Raw genomic sequence first — 16048 nt, 5'->3', positions numbered from 1 at the left:
ACCGAAGTAGCCGCGGGGGGCGGTGGGGGGTTGGGTGGGGCCGGTTTCCGGGGGTTGTGGGGGGCGGCTCGGGGATTTCCTCATGAAACCACACAAGGCAATGAAGATATTACTCTCAGTTATGCAATGATGTCCCCGTGCCAACCGCGTTCATCGCGCCCTCCGGGCGCGCTCCGAATCTGACCGCAGGGGTCCAGGCCGAGGAGGACGCCCCGGCCCAGAGCGCCCCGGTGCTGCTGGTCGCCTCCAGCGGCGGCCACCTCGCCCAGCTCATGGCCCTGCGCCCGTGGTGGTCGGGCCGGGAGCGGACCTGGGTCACCTTCCGCACCCCCGACGCCGAGTCGCTGCTGCACGGCGAGGAGGTGCACTGGGCCCACCACCCCACCACCCGCAACGTGCCCAACCTGCTGCGCAACACGGCGCTGGCGGTGCGCGTGCTGGCCGCCCGGCGCCCGGCCGCGGTGGTCTCCACCGGCGCCGGGGTCGCCCTGCCGTTCTTCGTCCTGGCCCGGCTGCTGCGGGTGCCCACCGTCTACATCGAGGTCTACGACCGCATCGAGACCCCGACCCTGACGGCCCGCCTGTGCCGCCCGTTCACCCGGCTCTTCCTCGCCCAGTGGGAGGAGCAGCGCTCGTTCATGCCCACCGCCATCACCGTAGGACCGCTGCTGTGAACCACGCGCCCCGTACCCCGGCCCCCGGCCCCGCCGACTCCCCGCTGGTCCTCGTCACGGCGGGCACCGACCACCACCCGTTCGGCCGCCTGGTGGAGTGGGCCGACGCCTACGCCCGCGAACGCCCCGAGGTCCGGGTCCTGGTGCAGCACGGCCGCTCCCCCGCCCCCGCGGACGCCGAGGGCGAGCCCTTCCTGCCGCCCGACCGCCTGGAGGAGCTGATGCGCTCGGCCGCCGCCGTGGTCACCCACGGCGGTCCCGGGTCCATCACCGCCGCCCGCCGCGCCGGGCACCTGCCGCTGGCCGCCGCCCGCGACCCCGAGCTCGGCGAGCACGTGGACGACCACCAGCTCCGCTTCGTCGCCCGCCTGGACGCCTCCGGGCTGGTGCGCGCCTGCGCCACCGCCCAGCAGCTCTCCGCCGCCTTGGACAAGGCCGTCGCCCACCCCGGCGAGTTCCGCATCGGCGCGCCCGGGAGCGGCGACGACGGGGACGGCGCCGAGGCGGCCGCCCGCCGCGCCGGGGAGCTCATCGACCTGCTCGCGCCCCCGCCGCGCCCCGACCACCCGCTGCCCGCGCTGGAGAAGGCGCCGAGCACCTGGCCGACCGTGTGCGCCGTGGTCCCCACCCGCGACCGCCCCGACCTGCTGCGCCGCACCCTGCGCTCGATCGCCGAGCAGGACTACCCCGGGGTGCTGCGCACCGTCGTCGTCTTCGACAACGACGACCCCGACACCTCCCTGGCCTCCGATGACCCGCGGCGCCCGGTGGAGGTCGTTCCCAACGACCACAGCCCCGGCCTGGCCGGCGCCCGCAACACCGGCATCATGGCCGCGCGCGGCGAGTACGTGGCCTTCTGCGACGACGACGACACCTGGTTCCCCGGAAAGCTCCGCTCCCAGGTGGAGGTGCTGCTGACCGACCCCGGGACGGAGATGGTCTGCTGCGGCATCCGGGTCGTCTACGACCGGACCGAGGCCGAGCGGATGCTGGACCGCACCGCCGTCACCTTCTCCGACCTGCTCGGCTCGCGGCTCACCGAGCTGCACCCCTCCACGTTCCTCATCCGGCGCGAGGCGCTGCTGGAGGGCGAGGGCCCCGTCAGCGAGGAGCTGCCCGGCAGCTACGCCGAGGACTACGAGCTGCTGCTGCGCATGGCCCGCCGCGCGCCCATCCGGAACATCCCGGCGCCGGGCGTCCGGGTGCTCTGGCACCGGCGCTCGCACTTCGCCGGGCGGTGGCAGACCATCGCGACCGCGCTGCGCTGGCTGCTCGACCGCTACCCCGAGTTCCGCCTGGTGCCCGGCGGTTACGCGCGTGTGGCCGGGCAGATCGCCTTCGCGGAGGCGGCCGCCGGACGCCGCCGCGCCGCCCTGCGGTGGGTCGGCCGCACCTTCCGGGCGCGGCCCCTGGAGCCCCGGACCCCGCTGGCGCTGGCGGTCGCCTGCGGCCTGCCCGCACCGTGGGTGCTCCGCACCCTGCACCGGCACGGCAAGGGCCTGTAAGGGCCGGTAGAGGAGGCGCCGGGGCCTCGGACGCCGTCTGGGCCCTGAGAGCGCCTGCGGGGGCCGCGAGGTCACTCGCCCCGGCGCGGCCGCCCGTGGACCTCCTCCTGGACCTTGCGCAGGTGCTCCTTGGTCTCCAGCGCCCGGTCCACGATCTCCTGGACCCGTTCGGGCACCGCCACGTACGGGTGCCTCCCCGCCAGGCCGTACCCCCACTGCGCGTAGGCGTCCTGGCCGACCCGGAAGTCGCAGGTGGGCGCGGTCTTCCCGTCCCACATCTTCACGGCCTTCACCCGCTCGTAGCGCTTGAGCACCTGAGGGATGTCGGCGTACCACTTGGCCGTCGCCATCGGGTCGCCCGGGATCGGCACCGTCCCCATCTCCCCGATCATCACCGGCTTGTCCGGGTCGATGCCGTGCTTGGGCCCCTCCTCCTGCACCCACTCGTAGGCCGGGCGCAGCGCCTCTTCGAACGAGACCACCTCGTCCCAGTGCGGCATCAGCTCGCACCCGGTCATGTTGTAGGCCTCCCAGCTGATCCAGTCCACGTACTCGTTGCCGGGCCACAACCGGGGCAGGCGGGAGAGGTTGTCGGGCCAGCCGGTCACGTTCCACACCCAGACGGCGTTGTCCGCGCCGTTCTCGCGGTACACGTCGACGATGTGCCGCCACGCCATCACGAACTCCTCCGGCGTGCCCCGCCGGTTGTACCGCTTGTTCGCGTCGGCCTCGTGGTCGAAGGTCACGAAGACGGGGTGCTCCAGTTCGGCGATGCGCTCCGCCTGGGCGGTCAGCGACCGGTCGAAGCGCCCGACCAGGATGTCCTTGTAGTCCTGCACCGGGTGGCCCCGCATGTTGAACCGCTTCGCCTCGATGTTGGCGTGGATGATCCGCCCGTCTTCGGCGTACTCCAGCTCGGTGTCGGTGGGGATCTCGGTCTGGTCGATGCCGTTCCAGGTGTAGACGATGTCGAGCTTGCGATCGGCCGCCCGCTCAAGCGGCTCCGGATCGCCCTGCCACGGGCTCGCCCCCCACCACACGCCGCACGAGGGCTCCAGGATCTCGCTGACGTCGCAACGGGGGTCGCCTCCGGGCGGCTCCGGGGTGGTGCCCGGGGACGGCACGGGCTCGGGCTGCCCCCCGGGCGACGGGCTCGGCGACGGCGCGACCGGCGGGGTCTGCGGCGACGGTGACGGGACCGGGGAGGGGGATGGCGAGGGGGACGGGGACAGGGACGGGCTCGGAGAAGGGGACGGGCTGGGCGAGGCGCTCGGCGACGCACTGGGCGACGGGCTGGGCGAGGCGCTGGGCGACGGGCTCGGCGACACACTGGGCGACGGGCTGGGCGAGGCGCTCGGCGACGGCGTCGGCTGCTGCGGGATCACCAGCCCTCCCGGCCCCTCCGGCGACGGGCTCGGCGACGGCGTCGGCTGCCGCGGGATCACCAGGCCCCCCGGCCCGTCCGAGGCCGGGGCCGCCGGCTCCGGCGGCTCCGACTCCAGGACCCCGAGCCCCTCCAGGCCCGCCAGCCCCTCCTTCTCCTCGCACGCCGCCGTCGCCACGAGAAGGGCCGCCAGCGCCGCACCGACCTGCACCGCCCTGCCCCTCGGCGGTCCGCCCCCGTGCGCTCCCCCGCGCCCGCGCTCCCGCTCCACGATCGGCCCCCTCCCGGGTCGTCCTGGAACCCCCCTTGGGACACCATGGGATATTCACAATACGCAATCGATTCACTACTAAAGGTGACCGAATCGGGCGTGTCGCCTTCAGTACCCGAATCTCCACCGAACCGGGAGCGTCAGCGCGGACACCGCCACGCGCGACGGGGCCGCCAGCTGCGAGCGCCACGTCACGTCCGCCCGAACCCGTACCGGCCCCGCCGTCAGCCGCATCGGATTGCCCGACACCGTGTGCGCCGGGGACAGCTCCGCCGACCCGTCCGCCTCCAGGGGCAGCCCGTCGGCCGCGCACCCCGCGAACTCGGCGATGCCGCGCAGCTCCCCCAGCGGGTCGGCGGCGAAGTCCTCATAGCGGACCCGGAGGGTGGGCAGCCCGCCGCGCTCCAGCGCCGCCAGCACGCCGTTCTGCGCCACCCACTGCACGGCCGCGCGGGTGGGCGAGTAGCGCGCCATGAACTGCTCGGGGCTGGTGGGCCGGGCGTCGGGCCGGGGCACCCGCTTGCCCCAGGCGTGCGCGACCGCGCGGGGGTCGCGCACGATGTGCAGCAGCCGCATCCGCGCCCCGTAGCGCAGCCGCAGGCACGCGGCGAGCGAGGCGTGCTTGCTGGAGTCGACCACGGTGCGGCACCCGCTCACCCGGGCCACCGCGGCGTAGAGCCGGTCGTAGAAGTCGGTGTAGCGGGCGGCGCGCGCCGCCAGGTCCGGCGGGGGGTCGTCGGCGAGCAGCCCCGGAACGAACCGGGTCCGGTCCACGGCCGCCTTGAGCTCCAGGACCTGGGCCGGGTCGACCCGGCCCCACCCGCCGAAGGCCTCCCGGCCCACCTCCGCCCAGAACGGGCAGCGGGTGAACGGCGCGCCGCAGCCGCACACCTCGTCGTCGACGAGGCTGCGCCGCCACATGTGCACGACCTCGCCCATGGAGCACACCCCCGGCAGCTCCCCCAGGAGCCGCTCGATGAGCGTGGATCCGGACCGGCCGATCCCCCCGACGAACACCAGACGAAATCCGCTCACAGGACGCAACACTAGTACGCCCTGTGACGGATTGCTTGCTTTCCGTGGTTATCGCTGGTCCCGGAGTGTACCCCCGGGGCCGGATCAGTCGGCGTCGAGCACCATGCCCGCGGCGACGGTGGTGTTGGTGCCCTCGTCCACCAGGATGAACCCGCCGGTGGTGCGGTTGCGCTTGTACTCGTCGACGAACAGGGGCTGGGCCGACTTCAGCGCCACCCGCCCGATCTCGTTGAGCGCCAGCTCCGCGGGGTGCTCATCGCGGCTGAGCGTGTTCACGTCCAGCCGGTACAGCAGGTCCTTCACCATCACCTTGGTGGTCCGCGTCGTGTGCTTGAGCAGCAGCTTGGACCGCGGGGTGAGGGTGCGCGACTCCGCCATCCAGCAGACCATCGCCTGCAGGTCGCGCGCCTCGCGCGGGCGGTTGTTGGGGCGGCAGATCATGTCGCCCCGGGAGATGTCGATGTCGTCCTCCAGCAGCACCGTCACCGACTGCGGGCTGAACGCCTCGTCCAGGTCGCCGTCGGCCGTGACGATCCGCGCCACCCGCGAGGAGATGCCGGAGGGCAGGTGCACGACCTCGTCGCCCCTGCGCAGCACGCCCCCGGCCATCTGGCCGGCGTAGCCGCGGTAGTCGTGCAGGTCGGGGTCGTCGGCCTTGTGCGGGCGCACCACGTACTGCACGGGGAACCGCGCGTCGATGAGGTTGCGGTCCGAGGCGATGTGCACGTTCTCCAGGTGGTGCAGCAGCGAGGTGCCCTCGTACCAGGCCATCTCCATGGACCGCTCCACCACGTTGTCGCCGTGCAGCGCGGAGATGGGGATGAACGCCAGGTCGGTGACGTCCAGCTTGGCGGCGAAGTCGGTGAACTCGGCGCGGATCTCCTCGAACCGCTCCTGGGAGTAGTCCACCAGGTCCATCTTGTTGACCGCCACCACCAGGTGCGGCACCTGCAGCAGGGTGGCCAGGAAGGCGTGCCGGCGGCTCTGCTCCTGCAGCCCCTTGCGGGCGTCGACCAGGATCACCGCCAGGTCGGCCGTCGAGGCGCCGGTGACCATGTTCCGGGTGTACTGGATGTGCCCGGGGGTGTCGGCGATGATGAAGGTGCGCCGCGGGGTGGCGAAGTACCGGTAGGCGACGTCGATGGTGATGCCCTGCTCGCGCTCGGCCCGCAGGCCGTCGGTGAGCAGCGCGAGGTTGGTCTGCTCCTCGCCGCGGCTGCGGCTGGTGCGCTCGACCGAGTCGAGCTGGTCCTCGAAGATGGACTTGGAGTCGTAGAGCAGGCGGCCGATGAGGGTGCTCTTGCCGTCGTCGACGGAACCGGCCGTGGCGAACCGCAGGATGTCGTTGGTCATGGTGCGCGCGTTCCTCGGGAAGGGATCGGTGCGGGTAGGGCCGGTCAGAAGTAGCCTTCGCGCTTGCGGTCCTCCATGGCCGCCTCGCTGGCGCGGTCGTCGGCGCGGGTCTGGCCGCGCTCGGTGATCCGCGTCGCGGCGATCTCGGCGATGATCTCGTCGATCTCGGTCGCGGTGGAGCGGACCGCACCGGTGCAGGTCATGTCGCCGACTGTGCGGTAGCGGACGGTCGCCTCGAAGACCTCTTCGTCCTCGTCGCGGTTGATGAAGGGGCCGTCGGCGAGCAGGATGCCGTCGCGCTCGAACACCGGGCGCCGGTGCGCGTGGTAGATGGAGGGCAGCTCCAGCCCCTCGCGCCGGATGTAGTCCCACACGTCCAGCTCGGTCCAGTTGGAGATGGGGAACACCCGGATGTGCTCACCGCGGTCGATCCGGGTGTTGAACAGGTTCCACAGCTCGGGTCGCTGGGCCTTGGGGTCCCACTGGCCGAACTCGTCGCGGAAGGAGAAGACGCGCTCCTTGGCGCGGGCCTTCTCCTCGTCCCGCCGGGCCCCGCCGAAGGCGGCGTCGAACCCGTGCTCCTCGATGGCCTCCAGCAGGGCGGCGGTCTGCAGCCGGTTGCGGCTGGCCCACCGGCCGGTGGGCTCGACCACCTTGCCCTGGTCGATCTGCTCCTGGACGGAGGCGACCACCAGTTCCATCCCGGCCTCGGCCAGGCGGCGGTCGCGGAACTCCATCACCTCGGGGAAGTTGTGCCCGGTGTCCACGTGCATCACGGGGAAGGGCACGCGGCCGGGGAAGAAGGCCTTCTCGGCCAGGCGGAGCAGCACGAGGGAGTCCTTGCCGCCGGAGAAGAGCAGCACCGGCCGCTCGAACTCGGCGGCCACCTCGCGCATGATGAAGACGGCCTCGGCCTCGAGGTGGTCCAGTTGGGAGAGCCGGTACCGTCCGAGCTCCGCTGCCGTGCCCATGTAATGCGCCTCGCTCCCGTGAAGTCCGACGGCGGGCCGCGGCCCGCCCGCCTACCCGGCGGCCTGGGGGCCCGCCCCGTCCAGATCCGCCACGTCGCGGATGCTCCCCAACAACATACCCGACAATTCCGGTCGACATACAAGGATATCGGGCAGCGACGGGTCGAGCGCGTTGTACTCCAGGTCCGAGCCGTCGATCCGGGAGGCGTGCAGCCCCGCGGCGCGGGCCACCGCGACCGGCGCCGCGCTGTCCCACTCGAACTGGCCCCCGGCGTGCACGTACAGGTCCGCGATGCCCAGCAGCACCGCGCAGATCTTGGCCCCGGCCGAGCCCATCGGCACGATCTCCGCGCCCAGCGCGGTGGCCATCTTCTGGACGAACTCCGGCGGCCGGGTGCGGCTGGCGGTGATCCGGAGCCGCTGCCCGCTGGGCCGCTCCTCGGGCAGCCACGGCGGGTCGGCGGAGGAGAGTGTGGACCCCTGCGCGGGCAGCGCCACCGCCCCCGCGGCCAGCCGCCCGTTCTCCCACAGGGCCACGTGCACGGCCCAGTCGGTCCGCCCCGCCTCGGCGAACTCGCGGGTCCCGTCCAGCGGGTCGATGATCCACACCCGGCGGGCGCTCAGCCGGGCCGGGTCGTCCACCCCCTCCTCGGACAGCACCGCGTCGCTGGGGCGCAGCCGCCCCAGCGCGGAGAAGAGGAACTCGTGCGACGTGCGGTCCCCGAGGGTGCGCAGGACGTCGGGCTCCTCGAACCCGTGCCGGGCCCGCAGCCGCAAGAGCTGCTGCCCCGCCTCGCCCGCCAGGTCACGCGCGACTTCATGATCGTTTCGGATGCTGCTCACCGGCCTCAGTACGCTCCCGCCCCGCGGATCACCGCTGACCACGTCTTCCAGAGAATCTGCACGTCCAGGGTCAGCGACCAGTTTTCCACGTAACGCAGGTCCAAGCGGACCGATTCCTCCCAGGAGAGGTCGGAACGCCCGCTCACCTGCCACAGACCGGTCATCCCCGGCTTCACCACCAACCGCCTGCGCACGTCGCGCCCGTAGCGCGCGACCTCCTCGGGCAGCGGCGGCCGCGGGCCCACCAGCGACATCTCGCCGCGCACCACGTTGACGAGCTGGGGGAGCTCGTCCAGCGAGTACCGGCGCAGCCAGGCCCCGACCGACGTCACGCGAGGGTCCGCGCGCATCTTGAACAGCACACCGTCGTGCTCGTTGGCGCCGAGCAGACCGCTCTTCATCTCCTCGGCCGCCGGAACCATGGTACGGAACTTCACCAGGGGGAAGTGGGCCCCGTCCTTGCCCACCCGGGTCTGCCGGAAGAACACCGGCCCGCCGTCGGCGGCCTTCACCGCCGCCGCCAGCACCGCGAACACCGGCGCCAGCAGCAGCAGCGCCGCGCCCGCGGCCGCCCGGTCGAACAGGCCCTTGACCACCCGGCGCGCCCCCTCCAGCTCCGGGTGCTCCACGTGCAGCAGCGGCAGGCCCGCCACCGCCCGGATGGTGGTGCGCGGCCCGGCCACCTCCATCAGCGCCGGGGCCACGGTCAGGTCGGTGCCGCACTTCTCCAGCCGCCAGGCCAGCCGCCGCAGCTCCACCCCGTCCATCTCCGGGCAGGCCAGCACCGCCACCGTCTCGGCGCCCGCCCGCGCGGCGGCCTCGGCCGCGTCGGAGAAGCCGCCCAGCACCGGGACCCCGTCGACCGCGGCCGCGCCGCGGCCCTCGCCCCCGCCGGGCAGGCAGGCCCCCACCACGCGCATGCCGTGGTAGGGCTCGCCGCGCAGCTGGCGGATGAGGCCGGCGACGGCCTCGCGGTGGCCCACCACGACCGCCCCGCCCATGCACCGCCCGGATCGGCGCAGCCGGTGCAGCCGCTTGCGCCAGCCGTACCGCAGCACCAGGCTCGCCAGCACCGTGGCCGGAAGCGCCACCAGCACGAACCCGCGGGCCAGCACGGGCAGGGCGGCGAACCCGGCGATGGCGGCGGCCGCGGTCAGCACCACCCCGGCGCCCAGCACCCGGCGGAACTCCTCGGTGCCCACCCCCAGGAAGCGGCGGGCGTAGCCCCCGCCCAGCCCGACCACCGCGACCCACAGCAACGGCAGCGCCAGGGACAGTCCGGCGTGCGCCGCGGCCGACGGCTCCTCCACCCGCCCCTGGAAGTGCAGCTGGTGGGTGACCGCCCCGGACATCCCGGCCGCCGCGGCGTCCAGCGCCACCAGGCCGCGCGTGTACCCCCGCACCCACGCGGCCGGGGCGCGCACGTCCCGGCGCTCACCGGCCCCGTCCCGCACGCCGACGACCACCGCCATGGCTCCTCCCCTCGAACCAGGCGCGCCGCCGACCGCGGCCCGGCGGAACCGGCCCGTGCAGTGCGGGGAATCGGCAGGCGCGAAAACTCGCTCCGATGGCCCCACAGTAGCCAAGAGTGATCGCTCAGTCGCGTGACGTGACCTAATCGGGTTAAGAAAAAACCCGGCCGTCGGCCGGGCCCCTTCTCGGCCGCCCCGCGGGCGGCGGCGGTCCTCAGGCGTGGAAGGCGTTCTGCGCCCGCTCCAGGCCCTCGGTGACCAGCGACTCCACCGCGTCGGCGGCGCGCGCCAGCTCCAGCGGGAGGTCCTTGCGCTCGGCGGAGGAGAAGTCCTTGAGCACGTAGGCGGCCGGGTCCATGCGGCCCGGCGGGCGCCCCACGCCCACGCGCACGCGCAGGTAGTCCGGCCCGGACAGGGCGGAGGAGATCGAGCGCAGGCCGTTGTGGCCGCCCGCGCCCCCGCCCCGCTTGAGCTTGAGCGCCCCGAAGGCGATGTCCATGTCGTCGTGGACGACCACGACCCGCTCCTCCGGGACCTTGTAGAACCGGCACAGCCCGGCGACCGGGCCGCCCGAGAGGTTCATGTAGCTGCGCGGCTTGGCCAGCACCGCCGCCGCGCCTGCGAGGCGGCCCTCGGCGACGTCGGCGTGGGCCTTGTGCGCCTTCCAGCGGTGGCCGCCGCGCTCGGCGAGCTCGTCCACCACCATGAACCCCACGTTGTGCCGGTTCCCGGCGTACTTGGGACCGGGGTTGCCCAGCCCCACCACCAGCCAGCGCTCGGTCTCGGCCACGCCCCGTCCCCCGTCGTCGCCCGTCTCGGCCCCGGACACACCCGATGCGCGGCCCCCGAGCAGACGCTCAAGGAGACCGCGCACCGGACCCGTGCCCATCAGTGGTGGAGGGCCGACTACTCGGCGGACTCGGACGCGGCGGACTCGCCCTCGCCCTCGGACCCGCCCTCCTCGGGCTCCTCGCCCTCGGCGGCCTGGTCCGCGGAGACCGAGGCGACCCAGGCCTCGGGGTCGGTGACCAGCTCCACGCCGGCGGGCAGCCTCAGGTCGCCCGCGACGACGTGCGCACCGTCCTCCATGCCCTCGACCGAGTGCTCCACGCCCTCGGGGATGTGGGTGGCCTCGGCGGCGACCTCGACGGTCACCAGCTCCTGGTAGACCGAGGCGCCGGAGGCGACGTCACCGGTCAGGTTGACCGCGATCTCGACGTTGACCTTCTCGCCCTTCTTCACCACGAGCAGGTCGACGTGCTCAAGGAAGCCCTTGATCGGGTCGCGCTGCACGCTCTTGGGCAGGACCAGGTTCTCCTTGCCCTCGACGCCGTCGACGCGCAGCAGCACGTTCGGGGTCTTCAGGGCGAGCATCAGGTCGTGGCCCGGAAGGGTGATGTGGCGGGGGTCGGTGCCGTGGCCGTAGAGGACGGCCGGCACCTTACCCGCGCGGCGGGCGCGGCGTGCGGCGCCCTTGCCGAATTCCGTGCGCGGCTCGGCAGCGATGCGTACCTCGGACACGACAAAACTCCTCGGAGGTTCGTCCCCGCAGGACGCGGGGAACACGACTTCTCTGAAACGACTCCCGCGGGACACGGGAGAACTGCACGGGATCGGTCCCGCAGGCAGGCGGAGACGCCGAAGCGCGCCGCGCCCGGGCACGGCGACCACGCGGCAATCGGCCCGGTGGCCGCAGTGGAACCCCGCGGACACGGGGACACTCGGTCCAGTCTAATGCCTTGCCCGACGTCTTCCGTACACATCGGTGTCCGGGGGAGGACCTGGGGCCCTCCCCCGGACGCGGCGACGGACCGGTCAGCCGTCGAAGAGGCTGGTGACCGACCCGTCGCTGAACACCTCGTTGATGGCCCGGGCCAGGAGGGGCGCGATGGACAGCTGGGTCAGCTTGTCGAAGTCGCGCTCCTTGGGCACCGGCAGCGAGTTGGTGATGACCACCTCGGAGATGCGCGAGTTCTGCAGCCGCTCGGCGGCCGGACCGCTGAGCACGCCGTGCGTGGCGGCGGCGATGACGTTGCTGGCGCCCTGCTCGTAGAGGGCGTCGGCGGCCTTCACGATGGTGCCGGCCGTGTCGATCATGTCGTCGACCAGGATGCAGGTGCGGCCCTGGACCTCGCCGACGACCTCGTGCACCTTGACCTCGTTGGCGACCTCGGGGTCGCGCCGCTTGTGGATGATGGCCAGCGGCAGCCCCAGGCGGTCGGCCCACCGGTCGGCGGTGCGCACCCGCCCGGCGTCCGGCGAGACCACCGTGGCCTCGGACCCGTCCACCCGGCTCTTGATGTAGTCGGCCAGCAGCGGCAGCGCGAACAGGTGGTCCACCGGTCCGTTGAAGAAGCCCTGGATCTGGTCGGTGTGCAGGTCGACCGCCATGAGCCGGTTGGCGCCCGCGGTGGCGAACAGGTCGGTCATCAGCCGGGCGGTGATCGGCTCGCGGCCCAGGTGCTTCTTGTCCTGCCGGGCGTACCCCAGGAACGGCGTGATCACCGTGATGCGCTTGGCCGAGGCCCGCTTGAGCGCGTCCACCATGATGAGCTGCTCCATGATGGACTCGTTGATCGGGTCGGAGTGGCACTGGAGCACGAAAGCGTCGCTCCCGCGCGCCGACTCCAGGTAGCGGACGTACATCTCGCCGTTGGCGAAGTCCTGGAACCTGGTCGGAACCACCTGGATGCCGAGCTGCTCGGCCACCTGCTCGGCGAGCTCCGGGTGCGTGCGCCCGGAGAAGAGCATCAGCTTCTTCTGACCCGCGGCCTTAATGCCGGTCACTTCTCAGATCCCCCACAGACACATGTCATTCGCCTTTGCCGGCGTGTTCGTCGCGGATCTCGGCGTCCCGGAGCGCGCGCTCTGCGGCCTCGGCCGCGGCGGTGCCCGGGCGCTTCCGCTGCACCCACCCCTCGATGTTGCGCTGGCCTCCGGCGGAGACCGCCAGCGCACCGGGCGGGACATCATCGCGGACCACCGTCCCGGCGCCCGAGTAGGCGCCCGGCCCCACGTTCACCGGGGCGACGAACATGTTGTCGCTCCCGGTCCGCGCGTGGTCGCCGACGGTGGTCCGGTGCTTGTCGACGCCGTCGTAGTTCACGAACACCGACGAGGCGCCGATGTTGACGCCCTCGCCGATGTCGGCGTCGCCGACGTAGGTCAGATGCGGGACCTTGGACCGGGGGCCGACGGTCGAGTTCTTCACCTCGACGAACGTTCCGGCCTTGGCGCCGTCGCACAGCACCGCCCCGGGCCGCAGGTAGACGTAGGGGCCGACGGAGGCGCCGGGGCCGACCTCGGCCCCCTCGGCGAAGGCCTCGCGGACCCGCGCCTCGTCGCCGACCCGGGTGTCGGTGAGCGTGGTGTTGGGGCCGACCAGGGCGCCCTCGCCGACGCGGGTGCCGCCGCGCAGCCGCACCTGGGGTTCGAGCACCGTGTCGCGGCCCACCTCGACCTGGACGTCGACCCAGGTGGTGGCGGGGTCGACGACGGTGACCCCGGCGCGCATGTGCGCCTCCAGCAGCCGCCCGTTGAGCAGGCGGCGCGCCTCGGCGAGCTGCACGCGGTCGTTGACGCCCTGGATCTCCACCCAGTCGGCGGCCACGGCGGCGTCGACCCGGTGGCCGTCGCCGCGCAGGATCGCCACGGCGTCGGTGATGTACTCCTCGCCCTTGGCGTTGTCGGTGGACAGGCGGTGGACCACCTCGGCCAGCAGGTCGCCGTCGAAGGCGTACATGCCGGAGTTGATCTCGTCGACGGCGCGCTGCCCGTCGGTCGCGTCGGCGTGCTCGACGATCTCGGTGAAGACCCCGTCGGCGTCGCGCACCACGCGGCCGTATCCGGCCGGGTCGGGGACCTTCGCGGAGAGCACGGTGACCGCGTTGCCCGCCGACTCGTGCGCCTCGACCAGGCCCGCCAGGGTGGAGCCGCGCAGCAGCGGGGTGTCGCCGTAGGCGAGCACCACGGTGCCGGAGAGCCGGGCGCCCTGCGCCTTGAGCTCGTCGACCGCCACCCGCACCGCGTGGCCGGTGCCGTTCTGCTCGGCCTGCACGGCGGTGGCCACCTCCGGCGCGGCCTCGGCCAGGTAGGCGCCGACGCGCTCGCGGGCGTGGCCGATGACGGCGACGGTGCGCTCGGGTTCCAGCTCCCCGGCGGCGGCGAGCACGTGGCCCAGCATCGCCCGCCCGCAGATCTCGTGCAGGACCTTGGGAAGCCTGGACTTCATTCGGGTGCCCTCGCCCGCCGCGAGGACGATGACGGCAGCCGGACGGCTCACGCTCACGGGCGGAGACTCCTCATGTCGCTGGCGGTATCGGATGCGTCGTCGCGCCGGCGCCGCCGTGCGGGTGTCCCCGCGCGGCCGACGCGACCGGTCGGCGAGGCTGAACATCGCCCTGCGCGCACGCTGGCGGGAGCGGGATCAGGGGCCGACAGGGGAAGGATACATGCGGCGGTCGGGGGCGTCGGGGCGCACCCCGGGGCGGACCTGCGCATGGGCCCGGGGGCGGCGGGGGCGCGGGCCGACTGTGAGATCGGTCATCGAGGGCTCCCGGGCCAGGACTCGAACCTGGACAAACGGCACCAAAAACCGCAGTGCTGCCATTACACCACCCGGGATGGACTGCGGCGCGGCCCGCGCACGCCTCCACCGCACACGATAGCCGCTCCCCGACATCCGGTCATCCCGAAGACCCTCCGCCCCTTGCGCGCCGCCCCCGCGGACGCGGGGCGCCGTGCCGCCCTTGCGCAACCTACGCCCTCGTAGGTTACGGTTACGTAGGTATAAGTTGTCGACGCGATCGCCGGGCGGTCGGGCGGCGCGGGCGGAGGCGTCTCCGCACGCACGCCCCGCACGGCCGTCACGAGAACGCAGGTGGAGCAGCACATGACCGCAGTAGTCGCCGAGAGCGCGCCCAAACGGACGCCCGAGCCGGAACTCGACCCCGAGGGGGCCAGCAAGGCCCAGCGGTTCACCGTCTTCGTGTTCGTCCTGGTCCCGCTCCTGGCCCTGGTCGCCGCGGTCCCCTTCGCCTGGGGCTGGGGCCTGACCCCGCTCGACGTGGGCATCGGCGCCGCCTTCTACCTGGTGTCGGGCCTCGGCATCACCGTCGGCTTCCACCGGCACTTCACGCACGGCTCCTTCAAGGCCAACCGCCCGCTGCGCATCGCGCTCGCCGTGGCCGGGAGCCTGGCCATCGAGGGCAGCGTCATCAAGTGGGTGGCCGACCACCGCCGCCACCACAAGTACGCCGACGCCGAGGGCGACCCGCACTCGCCGTGGCGCTTCGGCGACGACTGGCGCTCGGTCGCCAAGGGGCTGTTCTACGCGCACATGGCGTGGATGTTCTTGAGCGAGGAGAAGACCTCGCCTAAGCGGTTCACCCCGGACCTGCTCAAGGACAAGGACATCGTCCGCGTCGACAAGCTTTTCGTGCCGCTGGTGCTGTTCTCCCTCCTGACCCCGGCCCTCATCGGCGGCCTGGTGACCATGTCGTGGTGGGGCGCCTTCACCGCGTTCTTCTGGGCCGGACTGGTCCGGGTTGCGCTGCTGCACCACGTGACGTGGTCGATCAACTCCATCTGCCACACCATCGGCGAGGAGAACTTCGAGGTCCGGGACCGCTCCCGGAACGTGTGGTGGCTGGCCGTCCCCTCCTTCGGGGAGTCCTGGCACAACCTGCACCACGCCGACCCCACCTGCGCCCGCCACGGGGTGCTCAAGGGGCAGGTCGACATCTCCGCCCGGGTCATCTGGGCTTTCGAGAAGCTGGGCTGGGCCACCAAGGTCCGCTGGCCCAACGCCGAACGCCTCGCGGCCAAGCGCGTGAGCGTCTAGAGTCGGGGACCATCATGGAAGCCGTGGGCGAGAAGAAGGCCCGGTCCCGCAGGAAGCGGATGACCGGCAAGGAACGGCGGGAACAGCTCCTGGACATCGGCCGGGAGCTGTTCGCCGAGCGCGGCTTCGACGGCACCTCCGTGGAGGAGGTGGCGGCCCGCGCCGGGGTCTCCAAGCCCGTGGTGTACGAGCACTTCGGCGGCAAGGAGGGCATCTACGCCGTCGTCGTGGACCGCGAGATGCGCACGCTGCTGGGGATGGTCGGCGACTCGCTCACCGCCGACCACGCCCGCGGCAAGATCGAGAACGCCGCGCTGGCGCTGCTGCGCTACGTCGAGGAGAACAGCCAGGGGTTCCGTATCCTGGCCCGCGACTCGCACGCCGCCTCGGGCACCGGCAGTTTCGCCAGCCTGATCAGCGACATCGCCACCCAGGTCGAGCACATCCTGGCCGAAGAGTTCAAACAGCGCGGGTACGACCCCAAGCTGGCGCCGATGTACGCCCAGTCGCTGGTGGGCATGGTGGCGCTGACCGGCCAGTGGTGGCTGGAGGTGCGCAAGCCCAAGCGCGAGGTGGTCGCCGCGCACCTGGTCAACCTGGCCTGGAACGGGCTGTCGGCGCTGGAGCCCAAGCCGTCGCTGGAGTCCGTCGACCGGAAGCGGACGGAGCGGTAGCGCCGGACGGCTGTCGCTCCGCCG

The 16048-nt window shown here is 72.8% G+C and carries 15 protein-coding genes and 1 tRNA gene; 5 read left to right on the top strand and 11 right to left on the bottom strand.

Annotated features, from left to right (window positions below):
• The first annotated feature begins 272 nt into the window (after nt 1-272).
• Entirely contained in the window at nt 273-674 is a 402-nt protein-coding gene (locus O4U47_RS15800) for a glycosyltransferase family protein (protein WP_270678629.1), read from the top strand.
• The gene (locus O4U47_RS15795; RefSeq protein ID WP_270678624.1) at nt 671-2179 is read left to right on the top strand and encodes a glycosyltransferase; all 1509 of its coding nucleotides are present in this window, start codon (nt 671-673) and stop codon (nt 2177-2179) included. Before O4U47_RS15800 ends, O4U47_RS15795 begins: the two co-directional genes overlap by 4 nt.
• 71 nt (nt 2180-2250) lie before the next feature.
• Here O4U47_RS15795 and O4U47_RS15790 read toward each other — a convergent pair whose 3' ends face one another.
• Nucleotides 2251-3303: a glycoside hydrolase family 26 protein gene (locus tag O4U47_RS15790; protein WP_270678623.1), complete on the bottom strand. Its 1053-nt coding sequence runs from the start codon at nt 3301-3303 to the stop codon at nt 2251-2253.
• Between O4U47_RS15790 and O4U47_RS15785 the strand changes: the two genes are divergently transcribed.
• Nucleotides 3287-3916, top strand: a complete 630-nt coding sequence (locus O4U47_RS15785) for a hypothetical protein (RefSeq protein WP_270678622.1) — start codon at nt 3287-3289, stop codon at nt 3914-3916. The genes O4U47_RS15790 and O4U47_RS15785 overlap by 17 nt on opposite strands.
• A gap of 26 nt (nt 3917-3942) precedes the next feature.
• On the opposite strand, the gene O4U47_RS15780 is transcribed toward O4U47_RS15785, so the two are convergent.
• From O4U47_RS15780 to O4U47_RS15735, 10 genes are all read right to left on the bottom strand, one after another.
• Nucleotides 3943-4851, bottom strand: a complete 909-nt coding sequence (locus O4U47_RS15780) for a sulfotransferase (protein ID WP_270678628.1) — start codon at nt 4849-4851, stop codon at nt 3943-3945.
• A 102-nt stretch (nt 4852-4953) separates the two neighbouring features.
• Entirely contained in the window at nt 4954-6222 is a 1269-nt protein-coding gene (gene cysN / locus O4U47_RS15775) for a sulfate adenylyltransferase subunit CysN (protein ID WP_270678621.1), read from the bottom strand.
• A 44-nt stretch (nt 6223-6266) separates the two neighbouring features.
• Nucleotides 6267-7193, bottom strand: coding sequence for a sulfate adenylyltransferase subunit CysD (gene cysD, locus O4U47_RS15770; protein WP_270678620.1), 927 nt, complete (start codon nt 7191-7193; stop codon nt 6267-6269).
• 51 nt (nt 7194-7244) lie between these two features.
• Nucleotides 7245-8036 carry a 3'(2'),5'-bisphosphate nucleotidase CysQ gene (locus O4U47_RS15765; protein WP_270678619.1) on the bottom strand — a complete coding sequence of 264 codons (792 nt, stop codon included), beginning with the start codon at nt 8034-8036 and terminating at the stop codon, nt 7245-7247.
• Between the two features lie 5 nt (nt 8037-8041).
• Complete coding sequence (locus O4U47_RS15760; RefSeq protein WP_270678618.1) at nt 8042-9508, bottom strand: sugar transferase; 1467 nt, start codon at nt 9506-9508, stop codon at nt 8042-8044.
• 214 nt (nt 9509-9722) lie between these two features.
• Nucleotides 9723-10298 carry an aminoacyl-tRNA hydrolase gene (gene pth, locus O4U47_RS15755; protein WP_270678617.1) on the bottom strand — a complete coding sequence of 192 codons (576 nt, stop codon included), beginning with the start codon at nt 10296-10298 and terminating at the stop codon, nt 9723-9725.
• A gap of 116 nt (nt 10299-10414) precedes the next feature.
• Nucleotides 10415-11029, bottom strand: a complete 615-nt coding sequence (locus O4U47_RS15750) for a 50S ribosomal protein L25/general stress protein Ctc (protein WP_270678616.1) — start codon at nt 11027-11029, stop codon at nt 10415-10417.
• Nucleotides 11030-11323: 294 nt separating this feature from the next.
• Nucleotides 11324-12295: a ribose-phosphate diphosphokinase gene (locus O4U47_RS15745; RefSeq protein ID WP_270678615.1), complete on the bottom strand. Its 972-nt coding sequence runs from the start codon at nt 12293-12295 to the stop codon at nt 11324-11326.
• A 25-nt stretch (nt 12296-12320) separates the two neighbouring features.
• On the bottom strand, nt 12321-13796 hold the full coding sequence (gene glmU, locus O4U47_RS15740; protein WP_270678614.1) for a bifunctional UDP-N-acetylglucosamine diphosphorylase/glucosamine-1-phosphate N-acetyltransferase GlmU: 1476 nt from the start codon (nt 13794-13796) through the stop codon (nt 12321-12323).
• A gap of 264 nt (nt 13797-14060) precedes the next feature.
• Nucleotides 14061-14131: transfer RNA gene (locus O4U47_RS15735), tRNA-Gln, on the bottom strand.
• 268 nt (nt 14132-14399) lie between these two features.
• Between O4U47_RS15735 and O4U47_RS15730 the strand changes: the two genes are divergently transcribed.
• Nucleotides 14400-15350 carry an acyl-CoA desaturase gene (locus O4U47_RS15730; RefSeq protein ID WP_270678613.1) on the top strand — a complete coding sequence of 317 codons (951 nt, stop codon included), beginning with the start codon at nt 14400-14402 and terminating at the stop codon, nt 15348-15350.
• 14 nt (nt 15351-15364) lie between these two features.
• Nucleotides 15365-16024 carry a TetR/AcrR family transcriptional regulator gene (locus O4U47_RS15725; protein WP_270678612.1) on the top strand — a complete coding sequence of 220 codons (660 nt, stop codon included), beginning with the start codon at nt 15365-15367 and terminating at the stop codon, nt 16022-16024.
• The last annotated feature ends 24 nt before the right edge of the window (nt 16025-16048 follow it).

Origin of the sequence: Nocardiopsis suaedae, assembly GCF_027706745.1 — a bacterium.
GTDB classification, from domain to species: Bacteria; Actinomycetota; Actinomycetes; order Streptosporangiales; family Streptosporangiaceae; genus Nocardiopsis_A; species Nocardiopsis_A suaedae.
This window is presented reverse-complemented; position numbering and strand designations above follow the sequence as displayed.